General features: G+C 57.6%; 27 protein-coding genes. 9 read left to right on the top strand and 18 right to left on the bottom strand.

Annotated elements, in window-relative coordinates; all coding sequences use genetic code 11:
• Nucleotides 1–42: 42 nt before the first annotated feature.
• Nucleotides 43–558 (top strand): hypothetical protein, encoded by a 516-nt coding sequence (locus WCY31_RS07010; protein ID WP_345969118.1) that lies wholly within the window; start codon nucleotides 43–45, stop codon nucleotides 556–558.
• On the opposite strand, the gene WCY31_RS07005 is transcribed toward WCY31_RS07010, so the two are convergent.
• From WCY31_RS07005 to WCY31_RS06960, 10 genes are all read right to left on the bottom strand, one after another.
• A complete protein-coding gene (locus WCY31_RS07005) occupies nucleotides 555–2009 on the bottom strand; it encodes a TrkH family potassium uptake protein (RefSeq protein WP_345971828.1) in 1455 nt (484 codons plus the stop codon). The genes WCY31_RS07010 and WCY31_RS07005 overlap by 4 nt on opposite strands.
• The gene (locus tag WCY31_RS07000) at nucleotides 1991–3316 is read right to left on the bottom strand and encodes an NAD-binding protein (RefSeq protein ID WP_345971826.1); all 1326 of its coding nucleotides are present in this window, start codon (nucleotides 3314–3316) and stop codon (nucleotides 1991–1993) included. The genes WCY31_RS07005 and WCY31_RS07000 overlap by 19 nt, the downstream gene beginning before the upstream one ends.
• Before the next feature lie 117 nt (nucleotides 3317–3433).
• Nucleotides 3434–3577 (bottom strand): hypothetical protein, encoded by a 144-nt coding sequence (locus WCY31_RS06995; protein WP_345971825.1) that lies wholly within the window; start codon nucleotides 3575–3577, stop codon nucleotides 3434–3436.
• Between the two features lie 43 nt (nucleotides 3578–3620).
• A complete protein-coding gene (locus tag WCY31_RS06990) occupies nucleotides 3621–4661 on the bottom strand; it encodes a coproporphyrinogen III oxidase (RefSeq protein WP_345971824.1) in 1041 nt (346 codons plus the stop codon).
• A gap of 3 nt (nucleotides 4662–4664) precedes the next feature.
• Nucleotides 4665–5132 carry a hypothetical protein gene (locus WCY31_RS06985; protein ID WP_345971823.1) on the bottom strand — a complete coding sequence of 156 codons (468 nt, stop codon included), beginning with the start codon at nucleotides 5130–5132 and terminating at the stop codon, nucleotides 4665–4667.
• 10 nt (nucleotides 5133–5142) lie between these two features.
• Entirely contained in the window at nucleotides 5143–5865 is a 723-nt protein-coding gene (locus tag WCY31_RS06980) for an acyl-ACP--UDP-N- acetylglucosamine O-acyltransferase (RefSeq protein WP_345969112.1), read from the bottom strand.
• Nucleotides 5862–6761, bottom strand: a complete 900-nt coding sequence (locus WCY31_RS06975; RefSeq protein WP_345969111.1) for a Gfo/Idh/MocA family oxidoreductase — start codon at nucleotides 6759–6761, stop codon at nucleotides 5862–5864. Before WCY31_RS06975 ends, WCY31_RS06980 begins: the two co-directional genes overlap by 4 nt.
• On the bottom strand, nucleotides 6758–7855 hold the full coding sequence (locus tag WCY31_RS06970; protein WP_345971822.1) for a DegT/DnrJ/EryC1/StrS family aminotransferase: 1098 nt from the start codon (nucleotides 7853–7855) through the stop codon (nucleotides 6758–6760). The genes WCY31_RS06975 and WCY31_RS06970 overlap by 4 nt, the downstream gene beginning before the upstream one ends.
• Nucleotides 7852–8904: a lipid-A-disaccharide synthase gene (gene lpxB / locus WCY31_RS06965; protein WP_345971821.1), complete on the bottom strand. Its 1053-nt coding sequence runs from the start codon at nucleotides 8902–8904 to the stop codon at nucleotides 7852–7854. The genes WCY31_RS06970 and lpxB overlap by 4 nt, the downstream gene beginning before the upstream one ends.
• The gene (locus tag WCY31_RS06960) at nucleotides 8901–9269 is read right to left on the bottom strand and encodes a c-type cytochrome (RefSeq protein ID WP_345969108.1); all 369 of its coding nucleotides are present in this window, start codon (nucleotides 9267–9269) and stop codon (nucleotides 8901–8903) included. The genes lpxB and WCY31_RS06960 overlap by 4 nt, the downstream gene beginning before the upstream one ends.
• A 97-nt stretch (nucleotides 9270–9366) precedes the next feature.
• Here WCY31_RS06960 and WCY31_RS06955 point away from each other — a divergent pair, with 97 nt between their 5' ends.
• From WCY31_RS06955 to WCY31_RS06940, 4 genes are all read left to right on the top strand, one after another.
• Complete coding sequence (locus WCY31_RS06955; protein ID WP_345971820.1) at nucleotides 9367–10566, top strand: dihydroorotase; 1200 nt, start codon at nucleotides 9367–9369, stop codon at nucleotides 10564–10566.
• Nucleotides 10567–10649: 83 nt separating this feature from the next.
• Nucleotides 10650–11204, top strand: coding sequence for a DUF4382 domain-containing protein (locus WCY31_RS06950; protein WP_345971819.1), 555 nt, complete (start codon nucleotides 10650–10652; stop codon nucleotides 11202–11204).
• A gap of 86 nt (nucleotides 11205–11290) precedes the next feature.
• Nucleotides 11291–13063 (top strand): ABC transporter ATP-binding protein, encoded by a 1773-nt coding sequence (locus WCY31_RS06945; protein ID WP_345969105.1) that lies wholly within the window; start codon nucleotides 11291–11293, stop codon nucleotides 13061–13063.
• Nucleotides 13064–13147: 84 nt separating this feature from the next.
• Nucleotides 13148–13363: a DUF2892 domain-containing protein gene (locus WCY31_RS06940; protein ID WP_345971818.1), complete on the top strand. Its 216-nt coding sequence runs from the start codon at nucleotides 13148–13150 to the stop codon at nucleotides 13361–13363.
• A 66-nt stretch (nucleotides 13364–13429) separates the two neighbouring features.
• Here the strand turns inward: WCY31_RS06940 and WCY31_RS06935 are convergent, their stop codons facing one another.
• From WCY31_RS06935 to dnaJ, 3 genes are read right to left on the bottom strand one after another with little or no spacing between them, the layout of a single operon-like run.
• Nucleotides 13430–14029 carry a class I SAM-dependent methyltransferase gene (locus WCY31_RS06935; protein WP_345971817.1) on the bottom strand — a complete coding sequence of 200 codons (600 nt, stop codon included), beginning with the start codon at nucleotides 14027–14029 and terminating at the stop codon, nucleotides 13430–13432.
• Nucleotides 14030–14323, bottom strand: coding sequence for a chorismate mutase (locus WCY31_RS06930; RefSeq protein ID WP_231018142.1), 294 nt, complete (start codon nucleotides 14321–14323; stop codon nucleotides 14030–14032).
• Between the two features lie 41 nt (nucleotides 14324–14364).
• Nucleotides 14365–15486, bottom strand: a complete 1122-nt coding sequence (dnaJ, locus tag WCY31_RS06925; RefSeq protein WP_345971816.1) for a molecular chaperone DnaJ — start codon at nucleotides 15484–15486, stop codon at nucleotides 14365–14367.
• A gap of 172 nt (nucleotides 15487–15658) precedes the next feature.
• On the opposite strand from dnaJ, the gene mltA reads away from it, so the two are divergent.
• A complete protein-coding gene (gene mltA, locus WCY31_RS06920) occupies nucleotides 15659–16681 on the top strand; it encodes a murein transglycosylase A (protein WP_345971815.1) in 1023 nt (340 codons plus the stop codon).
• Between the two features lie 7 nt (nucleotides 16682–16688).
• Nucleotides 16689–17642, top strand: coding sequence for a class I SAM-dependent methyltransferase (locus WCY31_RS06915; RefSeq protein WP_345971814.1), 954 nt, complete (start codon nucleotides 16689–16691; stop codon nucleotides 17640–17642).
• 34 nt (nucleotides 17643–17676) lie between these two features.
• On the opposite strand, the gene WCY31_RS06910 is transcribed toward WCY31_RS06915, so the two are convergent.
• From WCY31_RS06910 to WCY31_RS06895, 4 genes are all read right to left on the bottom strand, one after another.
• Complete coding sequence (locus tag WCY31_RS06910) at nucleotides 17677–18459, bottom strand: hypothetical protein (RefSeq protein WP_345971813.1); 783 nt, start codon at nucleotides 18457–18459, stop codon at nucleotides 17677–17679.
• Nucleotides 18460–19179, bottom strand: a complete 720-nt coding sequence (locus tag WCY31_RS06905; RefSeq protein WP_345971812.1) for a caspase family protein — start codon at nucleotides 19177–19179, stop codon at nucleotides 18460–18462.
• A 119-nt stretch (nucleotides 19180–19298) separates the two neighbouring features.
• On the bottom strand, nucleotides 19299–20258 hold the full coding sequence (locus WCY31_RS06900; protein ID WP_345971811.1) for a hypothetical protein: 960 nt from the start codon (nucleotides 20256–20258) through the stop codon (nucleotides 19299–19301).
• A gap of 281 nt (nucleotides 20259–20539) precedes the next feature.
• Entirely contained in the window at nucleotides 20540–21211 is a 672-nt protein-coding gene (locus WCY31_RS06895; protein WP_345971810.1) for a class I SAM-dependent methyltransferase, read from the bottom strand.
• A gap of 145 nt (nucleotides 21212–21356) precedes the next feature.
• Between WCY31_RS06895 and recR the strand changes: the two genes are divergently transcribed.
• A complete protein-coding gene (gene recR / locus WCY31_RS06890; RefSeq protein WP_345971809.1) occupies nucleotides 21357–21926 on the top strand; it encodes a recombination mediator RecR in 570 nt (189 codons plus the stop codon).
• A 5-nt stretch (nucleotides 21927–21931) separates the two neighbouring features.
• Entirely contained in the window at nucleotides 21932–23470 is a 1539-nt protein-coding gene (locus WCY31_RS06885; protein ID WP_345971807.1) for an AAA family ATPase, read from the top strand.
• Here WCY31_RS06885 and WCY31_RS06880 read toward each other — a convergent pair.
• The gene (locus tag WCY31_RS06880) at nucleotides 23467–24810 is read right to left on the bottom strand and encodes a hypothetical protein (protein ID WP_345971805.1); all 1344 of its coding nucleotides are present in this window, start codon (nucleotides 24808–24810) and stop codon (nucleotides 23467–23469) included. The genes WCY31_RS06885 and WCY31_RS06880 overlap by 4 nt on opposite strands.
• Nucleotides 24811–24854: the final 44 nt, after the last annotated feature.

Genomic DNA, 24854 nt, shown 5'->3' with positions numbered 1-24854 from the left:
TCAAGCCGCTTTGTCTATACTGGGTACCACTAAAGGAGCAGTATGGAACGGGTCAGAATCGGGGCGCATCATAAAACGAAGTCAATGTGGAAAACGGTGCCGGGAACGGTGCTGATCTACCTGCCGATCCTGGCGGCGATCCCCTTCGCCGTGCTGGCGGTCATCCTGGTGCGCTGGCACCTCCGTATCATGGGGGCGGAGCAGCTGAAATCTTACCGGGAGTTCATTCCCGACTGGGAGAGCCACCGCTATACGCGGCAAGACCAGATCACCTTCACGACGGAGACGCCGCGATGGCACCTCAGCCGTTTCCGCTTTTTCTGGCTCTTCAACTGCAAACTCTACTGCCCTTTGAGCGTGGCGCTCTTTAGCTACCTGGCCTATCTCGTGAAAGTCGTGGAGAATTGGTGGTGCCCCTTCTATCATGACAAAAAGCCCTCCTACAAAGAGGCGGCTATCGACCAGTCATTTTGGCACATCTACCCGGAAGAGAAGGCAAAACTCCATCCCGATGACCGGGAAAACCCCCTCTGGAACGAAACCTCCCCGGAGCGCTAAAAGCGTTTCCAGAAATCCCGGGTAAAGAGCAGCACGACGGTGAAGAACTCCAGCCTGCCGATGATCATGGCCGCCGAAAGGATCATCTTGTCGATCCCGCTGAAGAAGTGGAAGTTCTCCGAAGGGCCCGTCATGGCGAAGCCCGGCCCGATATTGCCGACGCAGGCAATCGAGGTACTGATGCAGGTGACCGCATCGTAGCCGCGGGCAAAGAGGTAGAAGGTGAGCAGGACGTTGGTGGTGATAAAGAGGAAGAGGAAACCGCTGACGCTGCCGATGACTTTGCCGCTGACGGGTTTGCGGTCGACGAAGACCCCCACGACGGCATTGGGGTGGAGGATCTGTTTGAGCTGGGCTTTCAGGTTCTTGAAGAGGATGACGTAACGGATGATCTTCATCCCCCCTGCCGTCGAACCGGCGTTGCCGCCGAGCAGCATGGCGATGAGCAGGAGCGCGACGGGGACGGCGCCCCAGAGCTCGTAGTTGATCGTCGCGAAGCCCGTGGTGGTCAGCAGGGAGGCGACGGTGAAAAAGGCGTGGGTCGTACTGTAGACAATGCTGTCGCCGCTGTTGGCCAGGTGCACCAGGGTGAGGATGGAGGCAAGCAGGATGAAGAGTCCGAGATACCACCGCACCTCTTCGGCGCGGAAACCGCTGAAGTCGCCCCGGGCCGCTTTGAGGTGGGCGAGGAAGTTGATCCCCGAAAGCATCATGAAAAAGGTCGTCGTCCAGAGGATGACGGGCGCGTCGTCCCAGTACCCCATCGAGAGGTCGCGCGTGGAAAAACCGCCCGTCGATATCGTCGAAAAGGCGTGGTTGACGGCATCGAAAAGGTCCATTCCGCCAGCAAGGAGCAGCACGGTGTTCGCCGCGGTAAAGAAGAGGTAAAGCCCCCAGAGCCGCAGCGCCGTATCCCTGATCTTCGGCGTCGCCTTCTCCAGCTGCACGCCGGTGGATTCGGCCCGGAACATCGTCATGGAACCGGTCGGGTTGATGAGCGAGAGCAGGCCAACGCCCAGGACGATGATCCCCATCCCGCCGAGCCAGTGCATCAGGCTGCGGAGCATCAGGATGCTTTTGGGCAGATGCTCTATTTCCGTGTAAATCGTCGCCCCGGTTGTCGTAAAGCCGCTGATCGCTTCAAAAAAAGATTCGGCGAAGGTGGCCTCGGTGTAGATGTAGAGGGGGACGGCCCCGGCGATGCCGAGCAGGATCCAGACGAGGTTGACCGAAAAGATGGCGCTTTTGACCGTCATCCGCATCCGCCGGCGGTAGAGGGCGGCGAACAGGGTAAGGTTGAAGAGGAAAAAGAGCAGGTCGAAGCGGATGAAGGGCGCCATGTTTTCGCCGTACACGATGCCCGTCCCGATGGGGATGAGAAAGAAGAGCGCCAGGCCTATTCCGATGGCGCTGATGAACTTGGCGCTGTTGATCAGAGTGTGTAGATCCACTGCTTGATCTCCTCCTCATTATCGGCATGGACGAAAACGAACAGGACGTCTTCGCGGTGCAGCTGCAGTTTCGCCACCCAGGGGAGCAGGAGATTGTCGCGGAAGAGGAAACAGCGGCACCGCTTCGGGTTCGGCGGTTTGACCATCTTCTCCAGCAGCGGCGAATCGGGGAAGATTTTGCGCGAGTAGATCAGCCCCTTGCCGCCGCAGTAGTGGCGCTCGGAGATGATGGAGCTGGAGCTGATCTTCTCGAGGATCGTGTAGTAGGCGCTCGATTTCGGGCCTCGGATGGCGGTGATGCCCAGGGAGTGCATCAGCTGGTAGCGTTCGAGGTCGTTGTTGATCGCCACGGTCCGCGTGATGCCGCGCTCTTTCGCTTCGAGGGAGCGGATGATGTTCTCCTCATCCTCCTTGCTCGTGAAGATCGCCATGTCCGCGCGCCCGACGTGCTCGTTGTCGAAGAGGGTATGCTCGATGTAGTGGCTGTTGATGACCGTCGCCTGCTCCTGCAGCAGTTCGGAGGCGTGCTCGCACTTCTCGATCTGGTTGTCGATGATCTTGAGCTGCACCCCCTTGGGGATGAGCGCCCTGGCGATCTCCAGCCCCAGCAGGTCGGCATCGAAAATGGCAACGCGGCTGATCCGATCGGGGAGGGAGGGGTTGAGCCTTGCGCAGTAAGCGCGAAGGGTGTCGGGGTCGCCGAAGAAATAGACGAGGTCCCCCCGCTGCAGCAGGGTCTCTTTTTCGGGGAGGATAAAGCGTTTATCGCGCTCAAGCCCAACGACAACGGAGCTTTCATGGATAAAATGCGACACCGGGATGCCCGCTTCGGGGGCTTCGTCCACGAAAACGGAGATCATGAGGAAGGAGGTGTAGATGAAGGATTTGACGTTGTTCGCCTGGGGAAAATCCAGCAGCGCGCTGATGGACTTTGCCGCGGAGGAGAAGGGGAAGACGGCTGTGCTGATCCCGAGCTTCCCGGCGATGGTACTGTCGGCGAAGAAGGGGTTCTTGAGGCGGATGATCTTCCGGTCGGCGACGATGACGTCCCCGGCAATGAGGGTGGAGAGGATGTTCGCCTCGTCGCTGTCGGTGACGGCGATGAAGATATCGAAACGGCGGTTTTTCAGGGGAGCGTAGGTGTCTGGGTCTTCGATGTTCCCGGCGATGGTGAAGACGTCGATGCTCTCCTGCAGCTGCTGCAGCGCGGAGGGCCTCTGGTCGATGATGGTGACGTTGTGGCGGTGCGAAAGGGTACCCGCCAGGCGGTAGCCGACCCGTCCCGCACCCGCAATGATTATATTCACGCTGTGTCCTTGAGGTGCATTGTAGTACACAGTTTCTTAAGGGCATCCGGTTTGTAAAAGAGGGGGCTTAAAATCGCCGGCGGAGGTGAAAACCATGCGCCGGGTACGAGCTGGGGATTATTCGTCGTCGTTGCGCTGCTTTTCGAGGTACCAGGCAAAGGCGACGAGGCAGATGATGACCCCGGCCCAGACCATAAAGCCGGGCAGGGCGGCGGTGTTGAGATGGCCGGCACTGTCCGGCGGGAGGTTCGCGGGGCCCACTGTCAACTCCTCGTGGTTGTCTTCAGACCATTATAGCCTGAAATCAGCGGTGGTTCTCCACGGTCGGGGGAACAACGGCGCTGTCGGCCTGCATGGCGAGGGCTTCGGGATGGGCTTTGTAATGGGCGCGCACCGCTTCGGCCAGGCGCGCCTTGACCGCTTCGTCGACCAGGACGATCTCGTCCGCTTCGGGAAGGGCGTCGATGATGGCCTGCAGGAGCGCGTCTTGCGGGGCAGCCATCTTCGGCAGCCAGCTCTGCAGCAGGGCCTTGTCGACGAACTCGGGGATGGAGCCCATGATGCCGACGTCGTTCTGGTCGTGGATCAGCAGCCCCGAGGTCGTGCCGCGGTCGAGGGTGAGGACCTGGAAGAGGTAGAGGGTGTGGTAGGCGAGCTGTTCGGCGACATCCTCTTCGCTCACCTCCGTCCGCTTGGCCAGGGCGTCGGCGATGATGGAGACATAGACGTCGATCACCTGCTCGGCAAAATATTTCGCAAACCCGTAGTCCGTCCCGAAGTCGCCGCTGTTGTGGTGCTCAAGGTAGAAGTGCGCGACGCCGCGGTGGCGTCCGAGGGCGGGGATGTTGAAGTAGCGGTCACCCTGTTCCGCGCCCCGCTCAAAGAGGTCCGGGGTGATGAAATTGAGGTGTTCGATAAAACGGTGCTGATCCTCTTCGTAGAAGATGGAGGGGTTCAGGTCCGCCATGATGCGCCAGTAGCCCTCGCCGTCCTTCATGCGGGTATAGCTGATGTGCATGTGGATGGAGGGGACATGGGGGTTGCGCGGGTGGATGATGGTCGAGATGGCGCTGGCGGCGTCGAGCTTCTTCTCGGGCATATCCTCGTAATGCACCTGCGATACGTTGACGGAAGCACGGTTGAAGAGCCGCTCGTCGCGCCCTTCGTAGCGCATCCCGCCGCCGTGGCGCCCCTCGTCGCGGAACCACTCTATGGCTTCGAAGGGGACGTTCCCGCCGAAGATCTGGCTCAGCCCGTTGAGGCGGTTGACAAAGTAGAGCTGCAGGTTCTCCATCAGGGCGATCGCCGCCTCGGACTCCGCCGTTTTCGAATAGATGCGTTCCATGACTTAGGCCTCCTTGATTGCTTTTTTAATCAGCCCCGTCGAAGCGAAAAAGAGCAGTTCGAAGAGCGGATCGATGCGCGCCGTATTCGCATCGGGGGCGTCGACGGCCTTGAAGGTGAAGGGTTCGCCCTCTTTGGGCGTGATGGTGAAGGTGACGGGGAAGAGGGTCCGCACGGCGTTCTGCTCTTTTTTCGAGCCCTTTTCCAGCAGGTTTTCCATCGTGTCATGCTTCTTGACCATCTGGGTGATCGTCTCGATCTTGTCGGCGAAGAGGACTTTGTTCCAGCTCACCTTGCCCTGCTCAAAGTGGAACGATGCCGTCTTGTTCTGCAGGGGCGAGGGCTTCATGCCGAGGATCGTCTCCACCAGGCCGAGCAGGCGGCCGGTACCGCCCAGGGCTTCGGCGCAGGCGTTAAGCTGCTCGCGGATGGCCGCGAGGGTGTCGTTGTCATAGGTATTGAATTGCAGCATTTTTTTCTCCTCAGGCGCAGTGGTGCGCGGCAATGAAACCGGTAAAACGTTTGGCCTGAGGATTCTCGAGGGCCTCGCTCATTTCGGCGGCGGTGTGTGGGTCGAACTGTTTGTGCAGCTGGCGGAAGCAGCGGCGCACACTCTCGATGTCCTCGCGGTCCTCGAAACGGCGACGCATCCCGATCAGGTTGAGTCCCCGGACGGTGGCGGGGTTCCCCTCGACGAGGCAGAAGGGCGGGACGTCGTACTGCAGGTTCGACGCGCCCCCGACCATCACGCCCGTGCCGATGGTGCACTCCGCGTGCACGGTGCTGAGGCCGCCGATGATGACGCGCTCTTCGCAGCGGCTCTTCGCCTGCATCGTCACGGCGTTGGTCAGGATGCAGTTGGCGCCGAGGGTGACGCCGGGGAAGAGCTGGACGTAGGCCATGATGAAGTTCTCTTCGCCGATGACAACGGCGTCGGCGGTGTCGTTCTGCGTCGCGAACTGGCAGAACTCGCGCACAAAGGTGCCTTTTCCGACGGTAACGGGCGCGACGCCGTTGCCGATCTTGACAAAGGAGAAGAGGCGTACGCCCGCTTCGAGGGTGACGGGGCCTTCAAGCACGACGTGGGCCTCGAGGCGTACGCCCGCACCGATCACGCAGTCGGCGCCGATGTTGCAGAAGGGCCCGATATGGGCGTCCGGGGCGATCACGGCGCCCGGAGCAATGACGGCGGTAGGATGGATCATGCTTCGGTTGCCACCTGCAGGGTAATGATGCTGTCTTCGATCGTGGCCAGCGAACCGCGCTCGCCCGTTTCGAGGTAGGTGATGAAGGCCTCAACCTCTTTGAGCAGCGGCTCGTCCTTCTTGATGTGGCAGCCGCGCACGACGTAGGAGTTGTTGACGTGGAAGTTCGAGTACTCGGTGAGGTTCTGCGTGATCAGGTCCGCCTCGAAGTAGGCGTCCTTGCAGGCGACCTCGATGGTACGCTTTTTGAACGGCGTGAGCCAGTTGGTCAGGATCTCGCCGACGATGGCGTCTTCGAGCTCGAAGCTCAGTACCGCGTTGTCCTCGTGGTGGTTGTGGATCTTGCGGGATTTGAAGATGTTCTTTTCCAGGATGTTGCGGTGGGTGATGAAGCGCATCAGGTCGATGTCGTGCACCGAAAGGTCGGTCAGGACACCGACGTCGGCGATGCGCGGCGGGAAGGGGCCGACGCGGGTGATGGACATCGTATAGATCTCCTTGCCCTCGAGCTCCTCTTTGAGCGCCTGGACGACGGGGTTGAAGCGTTCGACGTGGCCGACGCAGCTTTTCAGCCCCGCCTCTTGGACAGCCTTAGCGATCAGTTTCGCGTCTTCGATCGTCGAGGCCGCCGGTTTTTCGATAAAGACGTGCACCCCGCGCTCGATACACTTGAGCGCGACCTCTTTGTGCAGGAAGGTCGGCACGACGATGATGGCGGCATCGGGCTTGGCGGTGTCGAGCATCTCGTCGACGTCGGTAAAGAAGGGCTCGGCAAACTCGCCGTTTTTCACGACGTCGCAGAGCGCGACGATCTCGACTTTTTCGCCCAGGGCGTGGAGGATGCGGTAGTGGTTGCGGCCCATGGAACCCAGGCCGATGAGGGCGATCTTGATCATGCGTTCTCCTCCAGGGCGGTGACGATGAAGTCCTGCTGCTCCGCGGTGAGGTAGGGGCTCATCGGCAGGGACATGATCTCTTCGCTGACACGCTCGGAGACGGGGAAGTCGCCGGGTTTGTAGCCCAGCGGTGCGAAGGCTTCCTGCAGGTGCAGCGGCATGGGGTAGTGGACCGCCGTCGGGATGCCTTTGGCGTTCAGGGCCGCGGCGACGGCTTCGCGGTGCTTGACGCGGACGGAGTACTGGGCGTAGACGCTGGTACGTTCTTCCATGACGGCAGGGGTAACGACGTTCGCGTTGGCGAGCTTTCCGCTGTAGGCCGCACCGATGCGCATTCGCGCCTCGACTTCATCGTCGAAGTGGGCGAGCTTGACATTAAGGACCGCCGCCTGGATGGCGTCGAGGCGGCCGTTGATGCCGATGTACTTGTGCTTGTAGCGCTCGTTCTGGCCGTGGTTGAGCAGCATGCGGATCTTTTCCGCCAGAGCGTCGTCACTGGTAAAGACGGCACCGCCGTCCCCGTAGGCGCCCAGCGGTTTGGACGGGAAGAAGGAGGTACAGCCGATCGTGGAGAGGTTACAGGACTTTTTGCCTTTGTACTCGGCCCCGAAGCTCTGGCAGGCGTCCTCGATAACGGGGAGGCCGTGTTTGGCGGCGATGGCGTTGACGGCGTCCATGTCGGCGCACTGCCCGTAGAGCGAGACGGGGATGATCGCCTTGGTGCGTTCGGTGATGGCGTCTTCGATCAGCGCGGCGTCGATGTTGTAGGTCGCTTCGTCGATGTCGACAAAGACCGCCTTGGCGCCGAGGAAGGCGATCACTTCCGCCGTGGCAATAAAGGTGAAGGGGGTGGTGATGACCTCGTCGCCGGCTTTGATGTCGAGGGCCATGAGGGCCAGCAGCAGGGCGTCGGTGCCGCTGCTGCAGCCGATGGCGTGCGCGGCGCCGGTGTAGGCGGCCAGGTCGCTCTCAAGTTTCTGCAGTTTCGGCCCGCCGATGAACTGGGCCGATGCCATGACCTCGCCGACTTCGCGGTCGATCTCCTCTTTGTATGCCTGATACTGCGCCTGCAGATCGATAAAATTGATTTTCATTCCTGTTCACCTTCGATAAGATGTGCCACACGTGCGCTGCTGCCGTGCTCGAGGTACCCCCGGAGCGCCTTGGCGTCTTCGAGGAATGCCTGCCGATCAAGGGCCTGCATTGCGCCCAAAAGCGCCTCCGCCGTCACGTCGTTCTGGATCAGTTCCGGGTGCAGCGGCCGCCCCTTGAAGCGGGAGAACATGATGTTCGCCAGGCCGATGTAGTCGAGTTTGACCAAACTTTTTGCGATCAGGTAGTCCAGCGGTTTCGCCACATAAGCGAGGACGAAGGGGGTACCGATCAGTGAAGCCTCCAGGGTCGCGGTGCCGCTGCAGATAAAGGCGAAATCGCTCTCGTAGAGGGCCGCATGCGCATCGTGTGCCACAATAAACGGTGATAGGTTACCGTAAAGATCATTCAGCTCTTCTTTCGCAAAATGCTTCGGCACGACGAGCACCGCTTCGGCATCGAGGCGGGAGCGCAGTTCCCTGAATACCGGCATCAGACGCCGTATTTCGCTTTTGCGGCTTCCGGGCATGAAGGCGACGCGTTTGAGTGTCGGGGCGGCCTCGGTTTTGAAGTGCGCGATCTCGTCAAGCAGCGGGTGGCCGACGTACTCGATGGGGGCCTGCGGGCTGTAGTAATCCTTCTCGAAGGGGAGGATGGAGGCGAGGCGGTCGATGGTGCGCTCCAGCACGGGGATACGCTTGCGTTTCCACGCCCAGGCCTGGGGGAGGATGTAGTAGATGATCTCTTTGTCGGGGTAGCGCTTTTTTATCTTTTTGGCCAGGGGGAGGTTGAAGCCCGACGAGTCCATCAGCAGCACCTTGTCGGCCTCGGCGGCGAGCGCGACCATCTCGTCGGCGAGCTTGAAGAAGTAGCGCAGCTTTTTCAGGGCGTCGACGAAACCCATGATCGCCAGGGAGCGCAGGTCGACGACGGGCTTGCCCAGGGAACTGTCGAAGATGCCGATCAGTTCGACGTCGTCCCCGAGTTCAGCCTTGAGGGCTTTCAGGTGGACATTGGCGGAGTGTTCGAGGGCGGAAACGAGCAGCTTCATGATCCGCCGTCCCCCCACTGCTGGAAGGCCGGGTCGTAGCGTTCCGTCTGGGCGTCGTGAAAGTCGTGCAGGAAGGTCGTGATGGCCTCGATGTCCTCGTCGCTGAGGGCGGCGGCGAACCCGATCATCATCTCCTGCATCGGCGTATCGGCGACGCCTTTGCGGAAGGTCTGGAGTTTATAGGCGAGGAACCCCTGGGCGCGGTTGGCGAGGGAGGGGTAGTTGCCGGTCCCCTCGGCCCGTGAGCCGTGGCAGTTGTTGCAGCCGTTTTGAAAGTAGAGGGTCTTCCCCCGTTCGTAGGTCTCATCGCTCTCCTGCGCCGCGAATGCAACGGCCGCGAAAAGAATCAAAAGAAAAAAACGCACTCTAACCCCTGGCTTATTGGTTTTGCAATACAATGTCGACATTATAGCATCCGGGCCTTCCCGCACGCTTGCGGGGCCCGGGAGTGAGGACACGGGCATGATTTTTGAAAACGTGACGATTTGCGACTGCGACGGCGAACGCGTCGCTTCCGTACGCATCGAGGAGGGGCGCATCACCGAGATCGCCGAACAGATCGCCGGCGACGAGCGGGTCGATGCCACCGGCAAGGTTCTGCTGCCGGCGCTCGTGGATACGAACGTCCGCCTCAAGGACGGGCGCCTCACGGGCCGCCACCTGGCCGAACTGGCCAAAGCGGCCCGGGAGGGAGGCGTCGGTACGGCGGTCCTCTCCCCGGATTCCACGCCCTCGGTCAATGATGCGATTTCCCTGGAGTTCGTCCAGAACCAGCGTGACGGATGCGAGGGGGCGCGGATCGAAACGACCATCGCCGCGACCATTGACGACGAGCGTTTCAGCAACATCGCCATTCTGCTCAAGCGCGGGGCGGTCGCTCCTTATATGACGACGTCCATCTCCAACCACCTGGCCGTGCGGGTCGCCGAGTACGTCAAGATGTTCGGCGGGACGCTTTTTTGCCGCGCCTACGACCGCAACCTCTCCTCGAACGGGGTGATGAACGAAGGGGCGGTGGCCCAGCGCCTCGGCCTGGTCGGCATCCCGTCGCTCGGCGAACCGGTCCACGTCGCGCGGATGATCGAGATCGCCCGCGAATTCGGGATCGCCATCGTCTTCAAAAGCATCGCCTCTCCGCGCTCCCTCGAGATGATCTCCGCCGCCAAGCGCGAGGGGGTGGACGTGCGCTGCGAAGTGAGCCTGCACCACCTGCTCAAAAGCGACGCGGCGTGCGAAGACTTCAACACCGTCGCCAAGCTCGACCCGCCGCTGCAGTCCGAAGCGGACGTGACAAAGCTGCGCGAAGCTTTCGAAGCCGGGGCGGTCGACATGCTGACCCTGCTGCACCAGCCCAACTCGCCGGTGAACAAAGAGGTCGCCTACGCCGACGCGGCCTACGGCTGCGAGAGCATTGCCGATGCGCTGCCGCTGCTCTACACGAAACTCGTCGCCTCGGGCTGGATCGGCTGGGAACGGCTGATTGCGCTCTGCGTGCGCGAACCGGCCCGCACGATCGGGCGCGACGCCGGCACCGTCGGCGTCGGAAGCACAGACCTGGTGCTCTTCGACCCGCGGCCCGTCCGCATGCTGGAAAACCGTCAGTCGCTCTACAACGGCGAAACCCTTCATGGAACGGTCGAAAAACTCTTCACAATCTCCTAAAAAGCCCTATAAACAGGGCTTTGAGGCCGGTCACTTTTCTTTGTTATAATCTTTGGTATACAGTAAATAACAAGGAGCTCTGAATGAAAAGTATTTACGCAAGTATTGCCGCGGCCGCACTGCTGATGGCCGGGATCGCCGGGTGCGGCGGCAGTTCATCCGACAGCGGGACGCTGAACGTCGCCCTGATCGACGCACCGGCTGATTTTCAAGCCGTCTATGTGACGATTGACAAGGTCATGGTGCACCGTGCGGACGACACCAACGAATCGAACGCGACCTGGCTCACCGTGGCGGACGTCAACGGTACCTACGACCTGCTGAAACTGCGCGACGGCAACGTCTCGATGATCGGCGTCACGAACATCCCGGCGGCTAAGTATACGCAGATGCGTCTGGTCCTCTCCGCTGAGAGCAACGACTCTACGGTTCACCCGTACGGTAACTATGTCGTTATCGGTGGTACTCCCAGCGAACTGACGGTACCGAGCATGGTCATCAAAGAGAGCCACAACTTCGTGATGGCGGCGGACGGCAACATGACGATGACGGTCGACTTCGACGCGAACCAGTCGATCCACTCCACCGGCAGCAACAAGTGGATGCTCAAGCCGGTCCTGCACGTCGATACGAAGTAAACGCTTCAACCTTTCACACGGGTAAACGCGGGGGCGTTGTCTCCCCGCTTTACGTTTCATACACCCTTCCTAGTCTATAATCCTGCATGCAAGAAATGACCTGGCGCACGCTGCTGCGCGATACGAAACCTTTTCGAAAGCGGATCACCCTGGGGCAGCTCGTCGCGGTGCTGGCCGTCGCGATCTCCCTCCCGGTGCCGCTGCTCTTCCCGCTGCTCGTTGACCAGGTGCTGCTCGAAAAACCCGCGCAGCTGACGGGGCTGATTGACCTGCTGTTCGCGCCCGAACACCCCTGGGGCTACATTGTCGTCGTGCTGCTGACGACGCTGTTCCTGCGCATGCTCTTTGTCGTCGCCAACGTCTTCCAGTCCCGCCTCTTTACGATCATCTCCAAGCACCTTGTCTTTACGATCCGCCGGCGCATCCTGGAACACCTGCGCCGCGTCTCCGTCTCCGAGTACGAAGCCCTGGGCGGCGGGGGCGTGAGCGCGCGGCTGGTGACGGACATCGACACGGTCGACGCCTTCATCGGGGTGAGCATCGGCCGCTTTTTCGTCTCGGCCCTCTCCCTGATCGGGGTGGCGCTCGTGCTGCTTTTCATCAACTGGCAGCTGGCCCTGATCATTTTGTTGCTCAATCCCGCCGTCGTCGCGCTGACGACCTGGCTGGGCAAGAAGGTGCGGCGGCTGAAAAAGACGGAGAACCAGAGGATCGAACGGTTCCAGAACCGCCTCTCCGAGACCCTGGACCTCTTTGTGCAGATCCGTACCTATAACCAGGAGCGTCGTTACATCGACAGCATGATCGACGACGCCCGCTCCATCCGCGACGCCTCGACGCAGTACGGCTGGAAGAGCGAGGCGGCGGGGCAGCTCTCCTCGCTGCTTTTTCTGAGCGGGTTCGAGTTCTTCCGGGCGAGCTCCATGCTGATGGTGCTCTTCTCATCGCTCTCCATCGGCGAGATGTTCGCCGTGCTGGGCTACCTCTGGTTCATGGTGACGCCGTTGCAGGATATGCTGCAGATCATCTTCTCCTACCAGAACGCCACGGCGGCACTCGAGCGCCTCAACGCGCTGCTGCGCCTGGAGAAGGAGCCCAAATACCCCCACGAGCAGAACCCCTTCGAGGGGAGGGCGACGAACGCCATCTCCGTGGAACACCTCAGTTTCGGCTACGGCAAAAAGCGGGTACTCCACGACATCTCGATGCAGATCGACGCGGGCAAGACCGTGGCCCTGCTGGGGCACAGCGGCAGCGGCAAAACGACGCTGGCGCAGCTGGTGCTGGGCCTTTACGCCCCGCAGGAGGGGAGCATCTGCATTGACGACATCCCGGTGCAGCAGATCGGCCTCGACGTCATCCGCGACCATGTCGCCCTGGTGCTGCAGACGCCGAAGATGTTCAACGACACCCTGCGGCAGAACCTGACCCTCGGGCGGGATCTCCCCGACGACAAGCTCTACGACGTGCTGCACGTCGCGCAGCTTGACGACGTCGTGTCCAAGCTCACGGAGGGGCTGGAGACGATGATCGGCAAAGACGGCATCCGGCTTTCCGGCGGGGAGCGCCAGCGCCTCTCCATCGCCCGGATGCTGCTGCACGCGCCGAGCGTCGTTATCCTCGACGAATCGACCTCGGCGCTGGACGTGCAGACGGAGAGCCACCTCTTCACCTCTCTGCGCGACTACCTCAAGGGCAAGACGACCCTCATCATTGCCCACCGCCTCAGTACCGTCGAGCATGCGGACTACGTCTATTTCCTCGACGACGGGCGCATTGTCGAGGCGGGCACGCCCGAGGAGCTGCTGCGGCGTGAGGGGTTCTACCAGCGCTTTGTGCAGAAACAGCTCGTGCATTGACGCCTTTGGTGACCTAGGTTACTGACGGCGGTTACCTATTTTGTATATACTGAACGCATCCAAGTTTTCAATACCAAGGAGAATATGATGTGTATCAATATGGGAACCGTCGATAAGGTCATCCGGATCATTCTGGGCATCGCCCTGATCGCCTACGGGCTTGTCGCCCCGAACTACATTGTTGCCGTGATCGGGCTCGTGCCGCTGCTGACGGGCGTATTCGGCGTCTGTCCGCTGTACATTCCGCTGAAGCTCAATACGGGGTGCAAGCACGAAGAGAAGAAAGAAGAAGCGGAGTGATCGGCAACTTTCGGTGCTGATCATAATTTTTTAGCGTCGATATGCGGGCTTGGCCCGGATATCGTCTTATGCTTTGTACGCAGTAAAGAGGAAGACCGGGTAACTCTTCTCCGGTTTTTCAATGGTCAGCGCGGTCGTAAAGGCTGTGTTGGTGAATCCGCACTTTTTTGCCATCTCCGTCAACTTTTCCCGATCGAAACCGAAATGAAAGACGCCCTCATTCCCGTGGGAGTGGAAGCTGCCATCCTCTTTGTCGAGGTCGGCGACGGCGATGAAACCGCCGGGATTGAGGTGCTCATAGAGGGTCTTGAGGAACCCTTCGGTGTCTTTGACATGGTGCATCGCCATGGAGCTGATGATGCCGTCGAAGTTCTCCTCGAGGGGGATCTGCGTGATGTCGGCGCAGACGGTCTTGATCTGGTGCTCCGGTGTGCTTTTGCTCTGCAGTACCTCCAGCATCTTCTCGGAGGTGTCGACGGCGGTGACGGAGTGTACCAAAGGGGCGACGCGGTAGGTGAGCAGCCCCGTCCCCGCACCGAAGTCAAGCAGGGACATGGTGTCGTTCAGGGGGATGGTGCCGATGACGGCGTCGGCGGTGTGCGCGGCGATTTGCTGGCGCAGGTCCCCCTTGTCCCAGTCGGCGGCCGCGGCGTCGAAACGGGACATCTACAGGTCCTTCGCGTTGCGGAGTTCGGCGATTTCCGTTTCGACCATCTCGTCGATCATCAGTTTGTAGAGGTCGGCGACGAGGTTGGGGGAGAGGTCGAGGTCGAGGGCCTTGCGCCGCAGGCGCTGGATGACGGCATCGATGCGGTCGGGGGCTTTGACCTCGTCGATGGTGTTCTTGAAGCGGGCGGCCTGCTTGATGTACTTGTTGCGTTTGGCAATGAGCTCGACGATCTGGTCGTCAAGCTGGTCGATCTCGTCGCGGACTTCTGCAAGGGAGTTGCACTCTTTCATAGGGCGCTCCTGTAGGGATTATAGAGGTATTTTACCGCCCCTTATTTAAACCACCCTTTCACTTTTTCAAAGGCCGACTCGAAGACGCTTTCGTGGGGTTTCGATTCGATGCCGAAGCTCTCCTGGAGCTGTTCGAGCAGGGCTTTCTGGTCATCGTTGAGTTTTTTCGGGTAGACGAGCTTGACCTGGGCGATCAGGCTCCCTTTGCCGTGGCCGTGGACGTCTTCGATCCCCTCGTCGCGGAAGCGGTACTGCTGCTTGTCGCGGGTCCCCTGGTCGAGGTTGAGCTCGATCTCGCCGGTGAGCGACGGGATGGTGATGGCTTCGCCGAGGATCGCCTGGGTGAAGAAGACGGGGACTTCGACGTAGACGTCGTTGCCGTGGCGCTGGAAGGTCTCGTCGTGTTCGACCTGGAAGGTGACGTAGAGGTCGCCGCGGTTGCCGCGCTTGCCGACGTTGCCTTTGCCGGAGACGCGCAGGCGGTTATCGCTGTCGACGCCCGCGGGGACTTTGATGGTGATGGTCTCTTCGACCTCTTCAAAGCCCGCGCCGTGGCACTCGGAGCAGGGCTCGCCCGGCATTGTACCCGCGCCGTGGCAGACCGGACAGGTTTGGGAGAAGGTCATGAAGCCCTGGCGCACGTAGACCTGGCCCTTGCCGCCGCACTGCTGGCAGGGGGCGAGCTTGCCGTCTTTGGCGCCGGTGCCGTCGCACATCGCGCACGCCTTTTTGTAGCTGAAGCTGATCTCTTTGTCGCAGCCGAAGACCGCCTCTTTGAAGCTGAGTACGATATCGACGCCGAGGTCGAGGGGGTATTTGTCCATGTCCGCAGGGTTCTGGCGCGAACGGCGTCCGCCGCCGCCGAACATCTCTTCGAAGATCTCGCCCAGGTCCTCAAACCCGCCGAAACCGCCGCGCGCACCGCCGCCGGCCATCCCTTCGAGCCCCTGCTTGCCGTAGCGGTCGTAGATGCTCCGTTTTTCATCGTCGCTGAGAACCTGGTAGGCCTCGTTGCAGAGCTTGAATTTGTGTTCCGCTTCCGGGTCGTCCGGGTTGGCGTCGGGATGGTACTTCTTTGCCATTTTGCGATAGGCTTTCTTGATCTCGGTCTTTTCAGCGCTCTGGCTGATCTCCAAAATTTCGTAATAGCTCATCTCTTCCATACAAATCCCTTGTTATACTGTTTTTTTTGATCGGCACAAATGAGGTGCCCCGAAAAAATTTTCGGAATTATACCATCTTGAGTGAAGTGATATAAAGTTGTACATTTTTCATTCCCTTTTTACCCTCGTTTTTCTGATCTTTTTGGCCGGCTGTGCCGAGAAGGCAACGCACTTGAGTTTGAACGGCGAAGCGGACAGCAGCGGCGTCTTCGTTTCCTTCGACGTGCTGCCAAATTGGGACATGTCCCGCGCGGAAGCAGGTCTGGCCGTTTTCAAAAAGCAGTGCGGCCTAAACAGGGTGCCTGCGCTGCAGCCCCTCTGCGCCGAGGCGGAAAAGAGTACGGAAGCCAAAGTCTTTTTTGAAACATACTTCCGCCCCTTTATGCTGTCGGAAAAGGGGGAGAGTGAGGGGCTGATGACGGGCTACTACGAACCGCTCCTGCATGGTTCCAATCGGCAAAGCGAAGCGTATCCCTATCCTTTGTATGCGCCGCCGAAGGACCTGCTGCGCGTCGAACTCGCTTCGCTCTACCCGGACCTGACCCACCGCTATCTGCGCGGCAGAGCAGAGGGCAACCGCGTGGTGCCGTACCCCTCCCGCGCGCAGATCAATGCCGGGGACGTTGACGCACGGCCGCTGTGCTATGTCAGCAGCGACATCGACCGCTTCTTTCTCCATGTCCAGGGCTCCGGGCGTGTTCTGCTTGATGATAACACGACCCTCTACGTCGGCCACACCGACCGCAATGGCCATCCCTACCACTCCATCGGGAAGCTGATGGTCGAGGAGGGGCTCATCCCCAAAGCCGAAATCTCCCTGCAGACTATCCGCACCTATCTGCGCAGCCACCCTGCAGAGAAGAAACGCATTCTGGAGTCGAACCCAAGCTACATCTTCTTCGGCCTGCGCACCCAGGGGGCGACGGGCACCCTCGGCGCGGAGCTGACGCCGATGCACTCCGTCGCCGTCGACCGCACGCGCATCCCGCTGGGTTACCCCGTCTACGTCGACGCCGTAGAACCCCTGGGAGGCAAACCGCTACAGCTCCTGGCGATGGCGCAGGACACGGGCAGCGCCATCAAGGGGCAGGTGCGCGCCGACCTCTTCTGGGGCTACGGCGAACATGCGGAAGCGGAAGCGGGCCGTATGAAGTCGCCGCTGCGTCTCTGGCTCCTTGTGCCGAAAGCAGAGTAGGGAGCAGATGCTGACGTTTACAGTAGAACCGATGGCGGAGATCCTGCCCCTGCTCGAGGCGCAGGTGGCGCAGCTCGGTGCGGGGGAGATTGTTGAGTTCTCCGCCCTCGACCCGGACCTGGGGGCTGGCAACTACGCCGGAGCGACTGTTACCGTTGAAGGCGTGGAGTACCTCTACCGCGGCTACAAGGCGTGGACTGACCTAGCGGAGCTTCTGCTGTGCCGGATGATGACCCCCGAACGCCTCGAAAACGGCACGATAAGTCTGCGCTTTATGAAGCTCAACACGGCATCATCCTTTCACCGGGAAGAGGTGGAGGAGAAGACGGAAAAGTACGGCGCGGCTTCTCCTTTTGCGGCCATCAACAAGAACGAAGAACCGGCTTTCCTCTGGGCCTACCGCCATTCATTGGAGCGGGTAAAAGTGGAACAGCGGAAGCGGGTGCTCAACCTCGGCATCAACAGCGGGGAGGAATTCGAGCTTATCCGCCGGATGCTCGGCGAAAAGTTTGGTGATATGGAGCTTGTAGGGGTGGACCACTCGGCCACGGCCATCGCCGAAGCCCGGGCGAAGTTCCCCGAGCCAAACGTGAACTTCCACGTCCACGACATCAATGATCTCGACAGTCTCGAACTGGGCCGTTTCGACCTCATTATGAGCATCGGCACCCTGCAGAGTCCGGGCGTGGAGTTCAAGCCTCTGTTTATGTCACTGATACAAAACTACCTCGCCCCCGGCGGCAGCGTCATCCTCGGCTTCCCCAACAGCCGCTGGACAGACGGCGAACTCATCTACGGTGCCAAAGCACCAAATTATGCCTTTTCGGAACAGTCACTGCTCTACAAGGATGTTTACTTCTGCAAGAAGTATCTGCAGCAGAAAAAGTTCCGGGTGACGCTGACAGGGAAACCCTATCTTTATTTGAGCGCAACTCCATTTAAGCTTCACCAGCAAGTGTAATGTCTCTGTGAGAAATCAAAAAGCAGCTTACGAATTACTCACCTTCATTTTTCTCTATTAGTTTAGATGAAATAGAAGGAGCTAAACGTTCGCTCATACCCGCAACAAAACTAATGAAAATGATAAATATATTTGGATTGTGTACTGTTGCTAATGCGGGGAATATGGTTTCACTTGAAATTCCAAGTGTGATTAAGAATGCTGAAAGCATGCCTGCTATTATTCTGTATCTACTTTCTAATTCATGGATTGTTTTACCTGCATGGACATCTAATTTTGCTTCACCCATACGCATAATGATAGAGAGAAGAGCCCCTAATGCTCCGGCAACCATCGAAAGAGAGCAAATGAAAAATGTTTTTCCAACCATTGTAATAAGATAATCCCTAAACAACCAAGCTACAATACCAATTAATAAGATGATTAATGTTGAATATCCAGCTGTTGACAAATACCATTGCCTAGATAGTTCTTCTCCTCTATTTTGGATGAAATGAGCTGCATCTATGATTATTTTGTCAGCTGTTTCATAGTCATCAGATAGACTGCTTGAAAGAGCTTCTCCTAATAGCCGTTTAAAATCTAAAATTACTTTTTCTGACAGATGATCGTTTGGCCTACATTCTAATACTGCGATTCGATGTAGAACACTATTGTGTTTTGATAAATCAGCATGTCCCTTTGCATCGTATTCATCAGATGTAATCCAATCTAGTTGATTCTGATTGTCTATGAAAACGATATATTCTTGAGAATCAAGTACTAAATACTTTACTTCCAATTCTCCCCATTTTGCTTCATTATAATCAACAGCCATTTACAGTTCTTTCAAAGCAAAGGGCAATTTATTGCCTTTTCTGACGCTACATGAATATTGTGGATTTTGCTTGTTTTTCGACTCTTTCCTTACGATGCTACTTGCTATGTCATGTGCTACCAAGCTACTCAAAACTTCTTCATACGAATTATTGTAAGCAGTTTCAAGCAAGTTTTTTGAGTATAGCCCACCTTTTGAAGTATCAGCTGAATATTCATCAACATCGCTGGCATACAATACAATCTCTTGATCAAGACAGCTCAATATAGCATCTTCGTATTTCTTTCTATAGTCTGTATAACTCTCTCGAAATAAAGCAAAAGCTGATTTTTTTACTTTACGCTCACCAACTTCTCGTTCTATTCCTGCACATGTATCAATAATAAGAAGTTCTTTTTTTGATAGACCTTTCAGATTATCTTCGTAGATATAATTGTCATGATCAATGTATAATCTTCTATTCGACATGATTGCAGAATAATTGCCATGACCTGAAAATACTACGAGTACAAAATCATTATTCTCGGATTTAACTAAATTGATGGTTCTCTGGACAGTATTGATGTCTTGGTCATATAGCGAAACAATTTCGTCCTTCAACCATTTACCACCAATATTAGAAGTAAGAAAATTAGTATAGTTTTCAACATCTTTTCTAACACCGGGTAAATACTCTTGACTTTTTCCAGGGGCTCCAATGATTAATGCTCTTCGTCTCAAATCTCTATCCTTTTTTTGAAATTTTTATGCATAGTACAATGAGTGAATAAATTGGAGTTGAGGGGACATTCATTCGCTTCGATTGACTGTAAAGTGCCATTCTCATTGTATTTAGATATCTACTTGATAAAGTCATAATTTGAAAGCTTTAAATCCTTCATTTTTTTTGTATATTCTTCTAATAATTTTGGAAATTCATTAAGCATTTTTGATGCGTTTAGCTTATAGTCAATATGATATTCTAGGATAAACCTTTGAGCACTTCTTTCTACAATTTTATTCAATTCTTTTTCACTCATCTTGAGGATATCATGTTTGATATGTAGTGCTTCTGACATAGAAGCTCCTAAGATCATCATTCTATCAACAGGGGAGGGGTGGCATTGTCTGTTGTTCCCTCCTATAAAGAAAATCAAGTCAAACAAATAAAGCATACCGATACAAAAATTAAACACAATTTCTGATTCATCAACATTGAGAACTTCTTGTATTCTTGGAATACTCCAAGCAAACCTTCCAAACATGATTTTACCCGCATTTCTATCTGCATCTATTTCTAAATAAATACTGTCTTCATTATCTTCACATAATTTCCCAAATTCAAAATGTAACTTTTTAGTTGAATTGTTATTATCATAATCTTCCAAATGTCCTTTTACAATATGAGACCATTCGTGTAAACAAATGAAATCCATCCAAAAGTAAAAAATAATGTCGGAGACTTGTGACAAGGTTTTTTTATTTTTTTCACATCTTTCTAACTCAGAAAATAGTAAAGAGTAATCGATAATTTTATATGAATAATGTCTCATTAAAATGAGAAGTTCTCTACTTATTACAATCTCATACTTTTTATTTTCAAGTTTTCCTGCATACGCATTAGGGCCATCAATTTTTGGCTTATCCTCTGAATCGAATTCAAATGAAATATCTAACTTTGTTTTCAAATAATTATCAAAATATGGATTATTGATTATTTGTCCAAAGTTTTCCGATATATTCTTTTTGATTGTGTTCCAGTAATCGGCACCTTGCTTATTAACTGATAAATTTTCTATTGTTTCTTTATTAAGAAGCATTATTACTCCGTAGTCTAATTAATGGTGTATGATGTCTCGAAATGAGTAATCAAAAAGCTGCTTCCAGGTTTTCGATTACTCTCCTTTGAGAAGTATATAAATTTATCCATTAGAATAAGCTGCACAATATATAACACTTTAACATATGCTATAGTTCTTTTTGATCATAAACTCAAAAATGAATGTATGACTAATACTGATATTAAGTGCCCGATTAACAAATTGCAGGTCGATCGGAAGTTTTTGGTTTTAATCATACATTTGAGCTTGGGAATTGACAGCTAGAGAGGCTTGCTGTAGGTAGCAAAAAAGTGCGGCACCGGCGGAGTCTGGTCATCGTCGTAGGCGACGAAGCTCTCCTGGTTAAGGCCTGCGCGGACGAAGCCGCTTATTTCGTCTTTGTCGAGGGGGAGGGGAATGGCTTCTTCCTGTTCCCCGGCCAGGCGGCTGCGGCAGGAGACGAGGATGGTGCCGCCGTGGGCGAGGAGCGAGACCATGGCGTCCCGTGCCATGATGCGGTACTTGCCCGGCAGCACCTGGATGGTGTTGCATTCGTAGACGACGTCGAAGGCTTCCCGCCACGCTTCGGGGTAGTCGAACAGGTCGGCGATGAGGTACTCCACTTTGCTGTCGGGGTAGCGGTTCTTGCACAGCGCGATGGCGCTGGGGGCGATGTCGAAGGCGGTGACGTCGTAGCCGAAGGCGGAGAGCTCTTCGGCGTCGTCACCGACCCCGCAGCCGACGGCGATGGCTTTTTTCTTCTCCCCCGGTGCGAGAGGGTGCGCTTTGAGCCAGCCCGAGAGGTAGGGGTTGGGGGCGAGATCGGCCCAGAAGACGGCGGTGTGGTCGCCTTCTGCGCTGCTGTAGATGCTGTCGAACCACCCCAGCGGGTCGTCGCGCTCCTGGTAGGAACGGACCATCTGCCGGTATGTCTCGGGGTCAAACTCTGCCATCGCGCTACTCCTTGCTCTGCTACAATGGTTTATTTTAGGCCGTAACAGGTAAAGGTTTTCTATCGTCGCCGTTCCCGGCGAAATTGCTGAAAAATCTTTCAGGCGGCAGCGCCTCACCGGGGCGGCTTTACGCTAAAATAGCGCTATGAAACACAGCCTTGAGAAGTTTACGCGCCTTGTCGACGCCCTGCAGGAGCTCCCGACCATCGGGCAGAAGTCGGCGACCCGCCTGGCCTACCATATGCTGATGCATGACAGCTTTGGGGCGATGAAGATTGCCCATGCCATCGAGGATGCCGTCGGCAGCATCAAAAAGTGCCGTTCCTGCGGGGGGATGAGCGAGGACGAGCTCTGCGGCGTATGCTCCGACGAGGGGCGAGACGTGTCGCTGCTGTGCATCGTCGAGAACGCGAAGGACATCCTTACTATCGAGGAGAACGGCCTTTTCGGCGGCCGCTACTACGTCCTCGACGCCCTCGACCGCCTCGACATCGACCACCTGCGCGCCACGGCGGGCAGCGGCGTCGAGGAGATCATCTTTGCGCTGACGCCTTCCATCGCCAACGACGCGGTCATCCTCTACATCGAGGACAAGCTGCAGGGGATGGACGTGCGGTTTACCCGGATCGCCCAGGGGGTGCCCACGGGCGTGAGCCTGGAGAACATCGACATGCTCTCCCTCGCCCGGGCCCTCGAAGACCGCGTCAAGGTCTAGGCAAAATGACCGAGCGCGACCACGACCGGCTGGTGCGCAACCTGCTGCAAACATTGGGGCAGCCCGAATCCTCCCTTATCCAGACACACATCTCCAGCGTCATCATTGCCAAAGACGTCGTCTACAAGCTGAAAAAACCCGTCGACTTCGGTTTCCTGGACTACTCCACCCTTGAGCGGCGCAAGCGTTTCTGCCAGGAGGAGGTGCGCATCAACGGCCGCTACGCCCCGCTGCTCTACCTGGGGGTTGTCGCCGTCACGGGCAGCATCGCATCGCCGGAGCTGGACGGAGAGGGCCCTGCCATAGAGTACGCCGTCAAGATGCGCCGTTTCGACGCCGGGGCGCAGCTGGACAACATCGCTTCCGAGCGTGGACTGACAGACGAAGAGTGTGACGCCGTCGCCGACACGGCCGCGGCCATGCACGACGGGGCGAGTGTTGTCGACAGTGAGAGCGACTACGGTACGCCCGCGAGGGTCATCATGCCGATGCAGGAGAACTTCGACCTCATGGCCTCCCTGCACCGCGACGGTGACCTGGCCGCGGACGTCGCGGCGCTCGCGCGGTGGACGCAGGCGGAGCACGCGCGCCTGACCCCGCTGCTGCAGCGCCGGCGGGATGAGGGCTTCGTGCGCGAAGTCCACGGCGACATGCACCTGCACAACATGGCGCTCTTCGAGGGCAGGCCCATGCTCTTCGACGCCATCGAGTTCAACCCCTACCTCAACCACATCGACGTCATCAGCGACCTCGCCTTTTTGCTGATGGATCTGGAGTACAGGGGACTGGCCCGTCAGAGCCGCCGCATCCTCAACCGCTACCTCGAGCATACGGGCGACTACGCCGCCGTGGCCCTTTTGCCCTTTTACAAGACCTACCGGGCCATGGTGCGGGCGAAGGTTCTCGCCCTCCATGCCGCGCAGGAGATTACGGAGGAGGAGCGCGAAAGCGTCGTTGAGGAAGTACGATCTTACATCGCGCTGGCAAAAAACTACGGGGAGAAAGGCGAGCCCTTCCTGATGATCATGCACGGGGTCTCCGCTTCGGGCAAGAGCACCCTGGCCCTGGAAGCCGTCGAAGCGTTCGGCGCGCTGCGGCTGCGCTCGGACATCGAGCGGATGCGCCTGTTCCGCAGCGAAGGGGAAGAAGTCGACATCTACACACCGGAAGCGACGACTGCAACCTACGGCAGGCTCGAAACGCTTGCCGAAACGCTGTTGGAGGCGGGCTGCAGCGCCGTCGCCGACGCGACTTTTCTCCTGCCGGTACAGCGCGCGCCCTTTGCCGTGCTGGCTGCGCGCCTGGGCGTGCCCTATGCCATTTTGGATATCGAGTGCGGTGAAGAGGAACTTCTGCGCCGCATACGGCTGCGCGGCGAGAAGGGCGACGACGTCTCCGAAGCGGACGAAGCGGTCCTGGCCATGCAGCAGAGCAGAGTTAAACCGCTCTTACAATCAGAGCAGGCGTACCGTTTTGTATTGCAGTGCGACGCGCCGCTGCCGGTAAAGGCGCTGGCGGCGTTTATAGGGGCGCAAAAAAGTTAGGGCTTGGGGCTGCGGTACGTGACCTGCCACGTTTTGGTCTCCCCCGCCTTCAGCGTCGGCGAGAAGCGGATGGTGTAGCCGTCGCGGCGTTCGTAGGAGAGGGTGCTTTTGATGGTGGCTTTGCCGTCCGAGGAGACGCCGGGGACGAGGACGTCGACATCTTTGGCGCTGTCGGAGCGGTTGGAGAGGCGGTAGGCAACTTTCACGTTCCAGTAGGACCCCTCGTCCTTGCGCGTCTCCAGCGTGCTCTTGGCGACGAGGTCGAAGTTCGTCCCCAGGCGCAGGGTGACCGTCTCGTCTTTGGGGGTATTGTCCAGCGCGCTTTCGCCCAGCAGGATGGTCGTGCCGTCCGTTTCGGCGTAGGTGCGCACGGTGCCCGCGGGCAGCGGGATGTCGAAGCCTTCGAGGTCGACGAACTGGCTGACGGGGCGTTTGAGCTCCGCACCGCTCTGCAGGGGCGCGGGCATGGTCACCTCGTAGCGCCTCTTGAGCGCGTGCGAGGGCCGGTCGATAAATCTGATCTGCGTCTTTTCATTGTCGGCGAGGGTGACCTCGAAGGGGACGCTGTAGAGGTGGTACCCCTCGACGGCCTGCTCCGCCACCGGCGCCGCCGCGGCCTCCATCATCACCTTGCCGACATAGAGACGCGGCTGGGCAGCCCTGTTGATCTCTCCGGCGAGCAGGTGCAGCTTCGTATCTTCAAAACGCTTGCCCGAACGGTTGTCGACGGTGATCCATCCCGTCAGGTCCCCTTTGTCGCCGTCCATGGTGAGGGTATAGTCGCTTTTCCACTGGATGCTGCCTATGAGGTAGTCCAGCGCCATCTCGCCCCGGATCCGTTTGGACGCTTCGACGTTCCAGACGAGGGAAGGTTTCATGATGAGCGTGTCGGGGATGGCGTCGAAGATGAAATCCTCATTATTGATGCCGCTCTCGATGCCGCGGTCGGTCCGCACGACGGCAGGCGATGCCGCCAGAAGCGTTCCGCCGCCGATGCCCGGATGTTCGGCGTCGCCGGTTTTGAAGCGCACGCGCTTGCCGATATTTGCCTCGATGATCTTGGAGAGGGTGATCTTGTCGAAGCGGTACTGCTGCGAGTAGAGCGTTACGCCAGAGGGCAGCTTCACGCTGACGGCGTCGGTCTGCACGGTCGTCGCGACGCCGGGGTAGACGATGCTCTGTTTTCCCTTCTCGACGGTGAGCTGCCGTTTCTCATGCACCAGTCCGATGCCGGCGTTGTAGATGACGAGGGCCGTTTCCGTCGACGCGGGCGACAGGGTGGCGGCGAAAAGAAGGGGGGAGGCGAGCAGCGTCAGAAAAAGCGGACGGGTCGGGTGCATGGCGGCTCCTTGGCAAAACGGTAGAATCTTTGCTGTCAGTGTAT

This window comes from Sulfurimonas sp. HSL3-1, assembly GCF_039645995.1.
GTDB classification, from domain to species: Bacteria; Campylobacterota; Campylobacteria; order Campylobacterales; family Sulfurimonadaceae; genus Thiomicrolovo; species Thiomicrolovo diazotrophicus.
The sequence above is the reverse complement of the archived record's forward strand: the minus strand, read 5'-3'. Positions and strand labels throughout refer to the sequence as shown.

Bases quoted from the DNA above. Each gene is read 5' to 3' on its own strand.
- WCY31_RS07010 (WP_345969118.1), top strand. From the start codon at position 43: ATGGAACGGGTCAGAATCGGGGCGCATCATAAAACGAAGTCAATGTGG.
- WCY31_RS06990 (WP_345971824.1), bottom strand. From the start codon at position 4,661: ATGGAACGCATCTATTCGAAAACGGCGGAGTCCGAGGCGGCGATCGCC.
- WCY31_RS06985 (WP_345971823.1), bottom strand. From the start codon at position 5,132: ATGCTGCAATTCAATACCTATGACAACGACACCCTCGCGGCCATCCGC.
- WCY31_RS06980 (WP_345969112.1), bottom strand. From the start codon at position 5,865: ATGATCCATCCTACCGCCGTCATTGCTCCGGGCGCCGTGATCGCCCCG.
- WCY31_RS06975 (WP_345969111.1), bottom strand. From the start codon at position 6,761: ATGATCAAGATCGCCCTCATCGGCCTGGGTTCCATGGGCCGCAACCAC.
- WCY31_RS06970 (WP_345971822.1), bottom strand. From the start codon at position 7,855: ATGAAAATCAATTTTATCGATCTGCAGGCGCAGTATCAGGCATACAAA.
- lpxB (WP_345971821.1), bottom strand. From the start codon at position 8,904: ATGAAGCTGCTCGTTTCCGCCCTCGAACACTCCGCCAATGTCCACCTG.
- WCY31_RS06955 (WP_345971820.1), top strand. From the start codon at position 9,367: ATGATTTTTGAAAACGTGACGATTTGCGACTGCGACGGCGAACGCGTC.
- WCY31_RS06950 (WP_345971819.1), top strand. From the start codon at position 10,650: ATGAAAAGTATTTACGCAAGTATTGCCGCGGCCGCACTGCTGATGGCC.
- WCY31_RS06945 (WP_345969105.1), top strand. From the start codon at position 11,291: ATGCAAGAAATGACCTGGCGCACGCTGCTGCGCGATACGAAACCTTTT.
- WCY31_RS06940 (WP_345971818.1), top strand. From the start codon at position 13,148: ATGATGTGTATCAATATGGGAACCGTCGATAAGGTCATCCGGATCATT.
- WCY31_RS06935 (WP_345971817.1), bottom strand. From the start codon at position 14,029: ATGTCCCGTTTCGACGCCGCGGCCGCCGACTGGGACAAGGGGGACCTG.
- WCY31_RS06930 (WP_231018142.1), bottom strand. From the start codon at position 14,323: ATGAAAGAGTGCAACTCCCTTGCAGAAGTCCGCGACGAGATCGACCAG.
- dnaJ (WP_345971816.1), bottom strand. From the start codon at position 15,486: ATGGAAGAGATGAGCTATTACGAAATTTTGGAGATCAGCCAGAGCGCT.
- WCY31_RS06915 (WP_345971814.1), top strand. From the start codon at position 16,689: ATGCTGACGTTTACAGTAGAACCGATGGCGGAGATCCTGCCCCTGCTC.
- WCY31_RS06910 (WP_345971813.1), bottom strand. From the start codon at position 18,459: ATGGCTGTTGATTATAATGAAGCAAAATGGGGAGAATTGGAAGTAAAG.
- WCY31_RS06900 (WP_345971811.1), bottom strand. From the start codon at position 20,258: ATGCTTCTTAATAAAGAAACAATAGAAAATTTATCAGTTAATAAGCAA.
- WCY31_RS06895 (WP_345971810.1), bottom strand. From the start codon at position 21,211: ATGGCAGAGTTTGACCCCGAGACATACCGGCAGATGGTCCGTTCCTAC.
- recR (WP_345971809.1), top strand. From the start codon at position 21,357: ATGAAACACAGCCTTGAGAAGTTTACGCGCCTTGTCGACGCCCTGCAG.
- WCY31_RS06885 (WP_345971807.1), top strand. From the start codon at position 21,932: ATGACCGAGCGCGACCACGACCGGCTGGTGCGCAACCTGCTGCAAACA.
- WCY31_RS06880 (WP_345971805.1), bottom strand. From the start codon at position 24,810: ATGCACCCGACCCGTCCGCTTTTTCTGACGCTGCTCGCCTCCCCCCTT.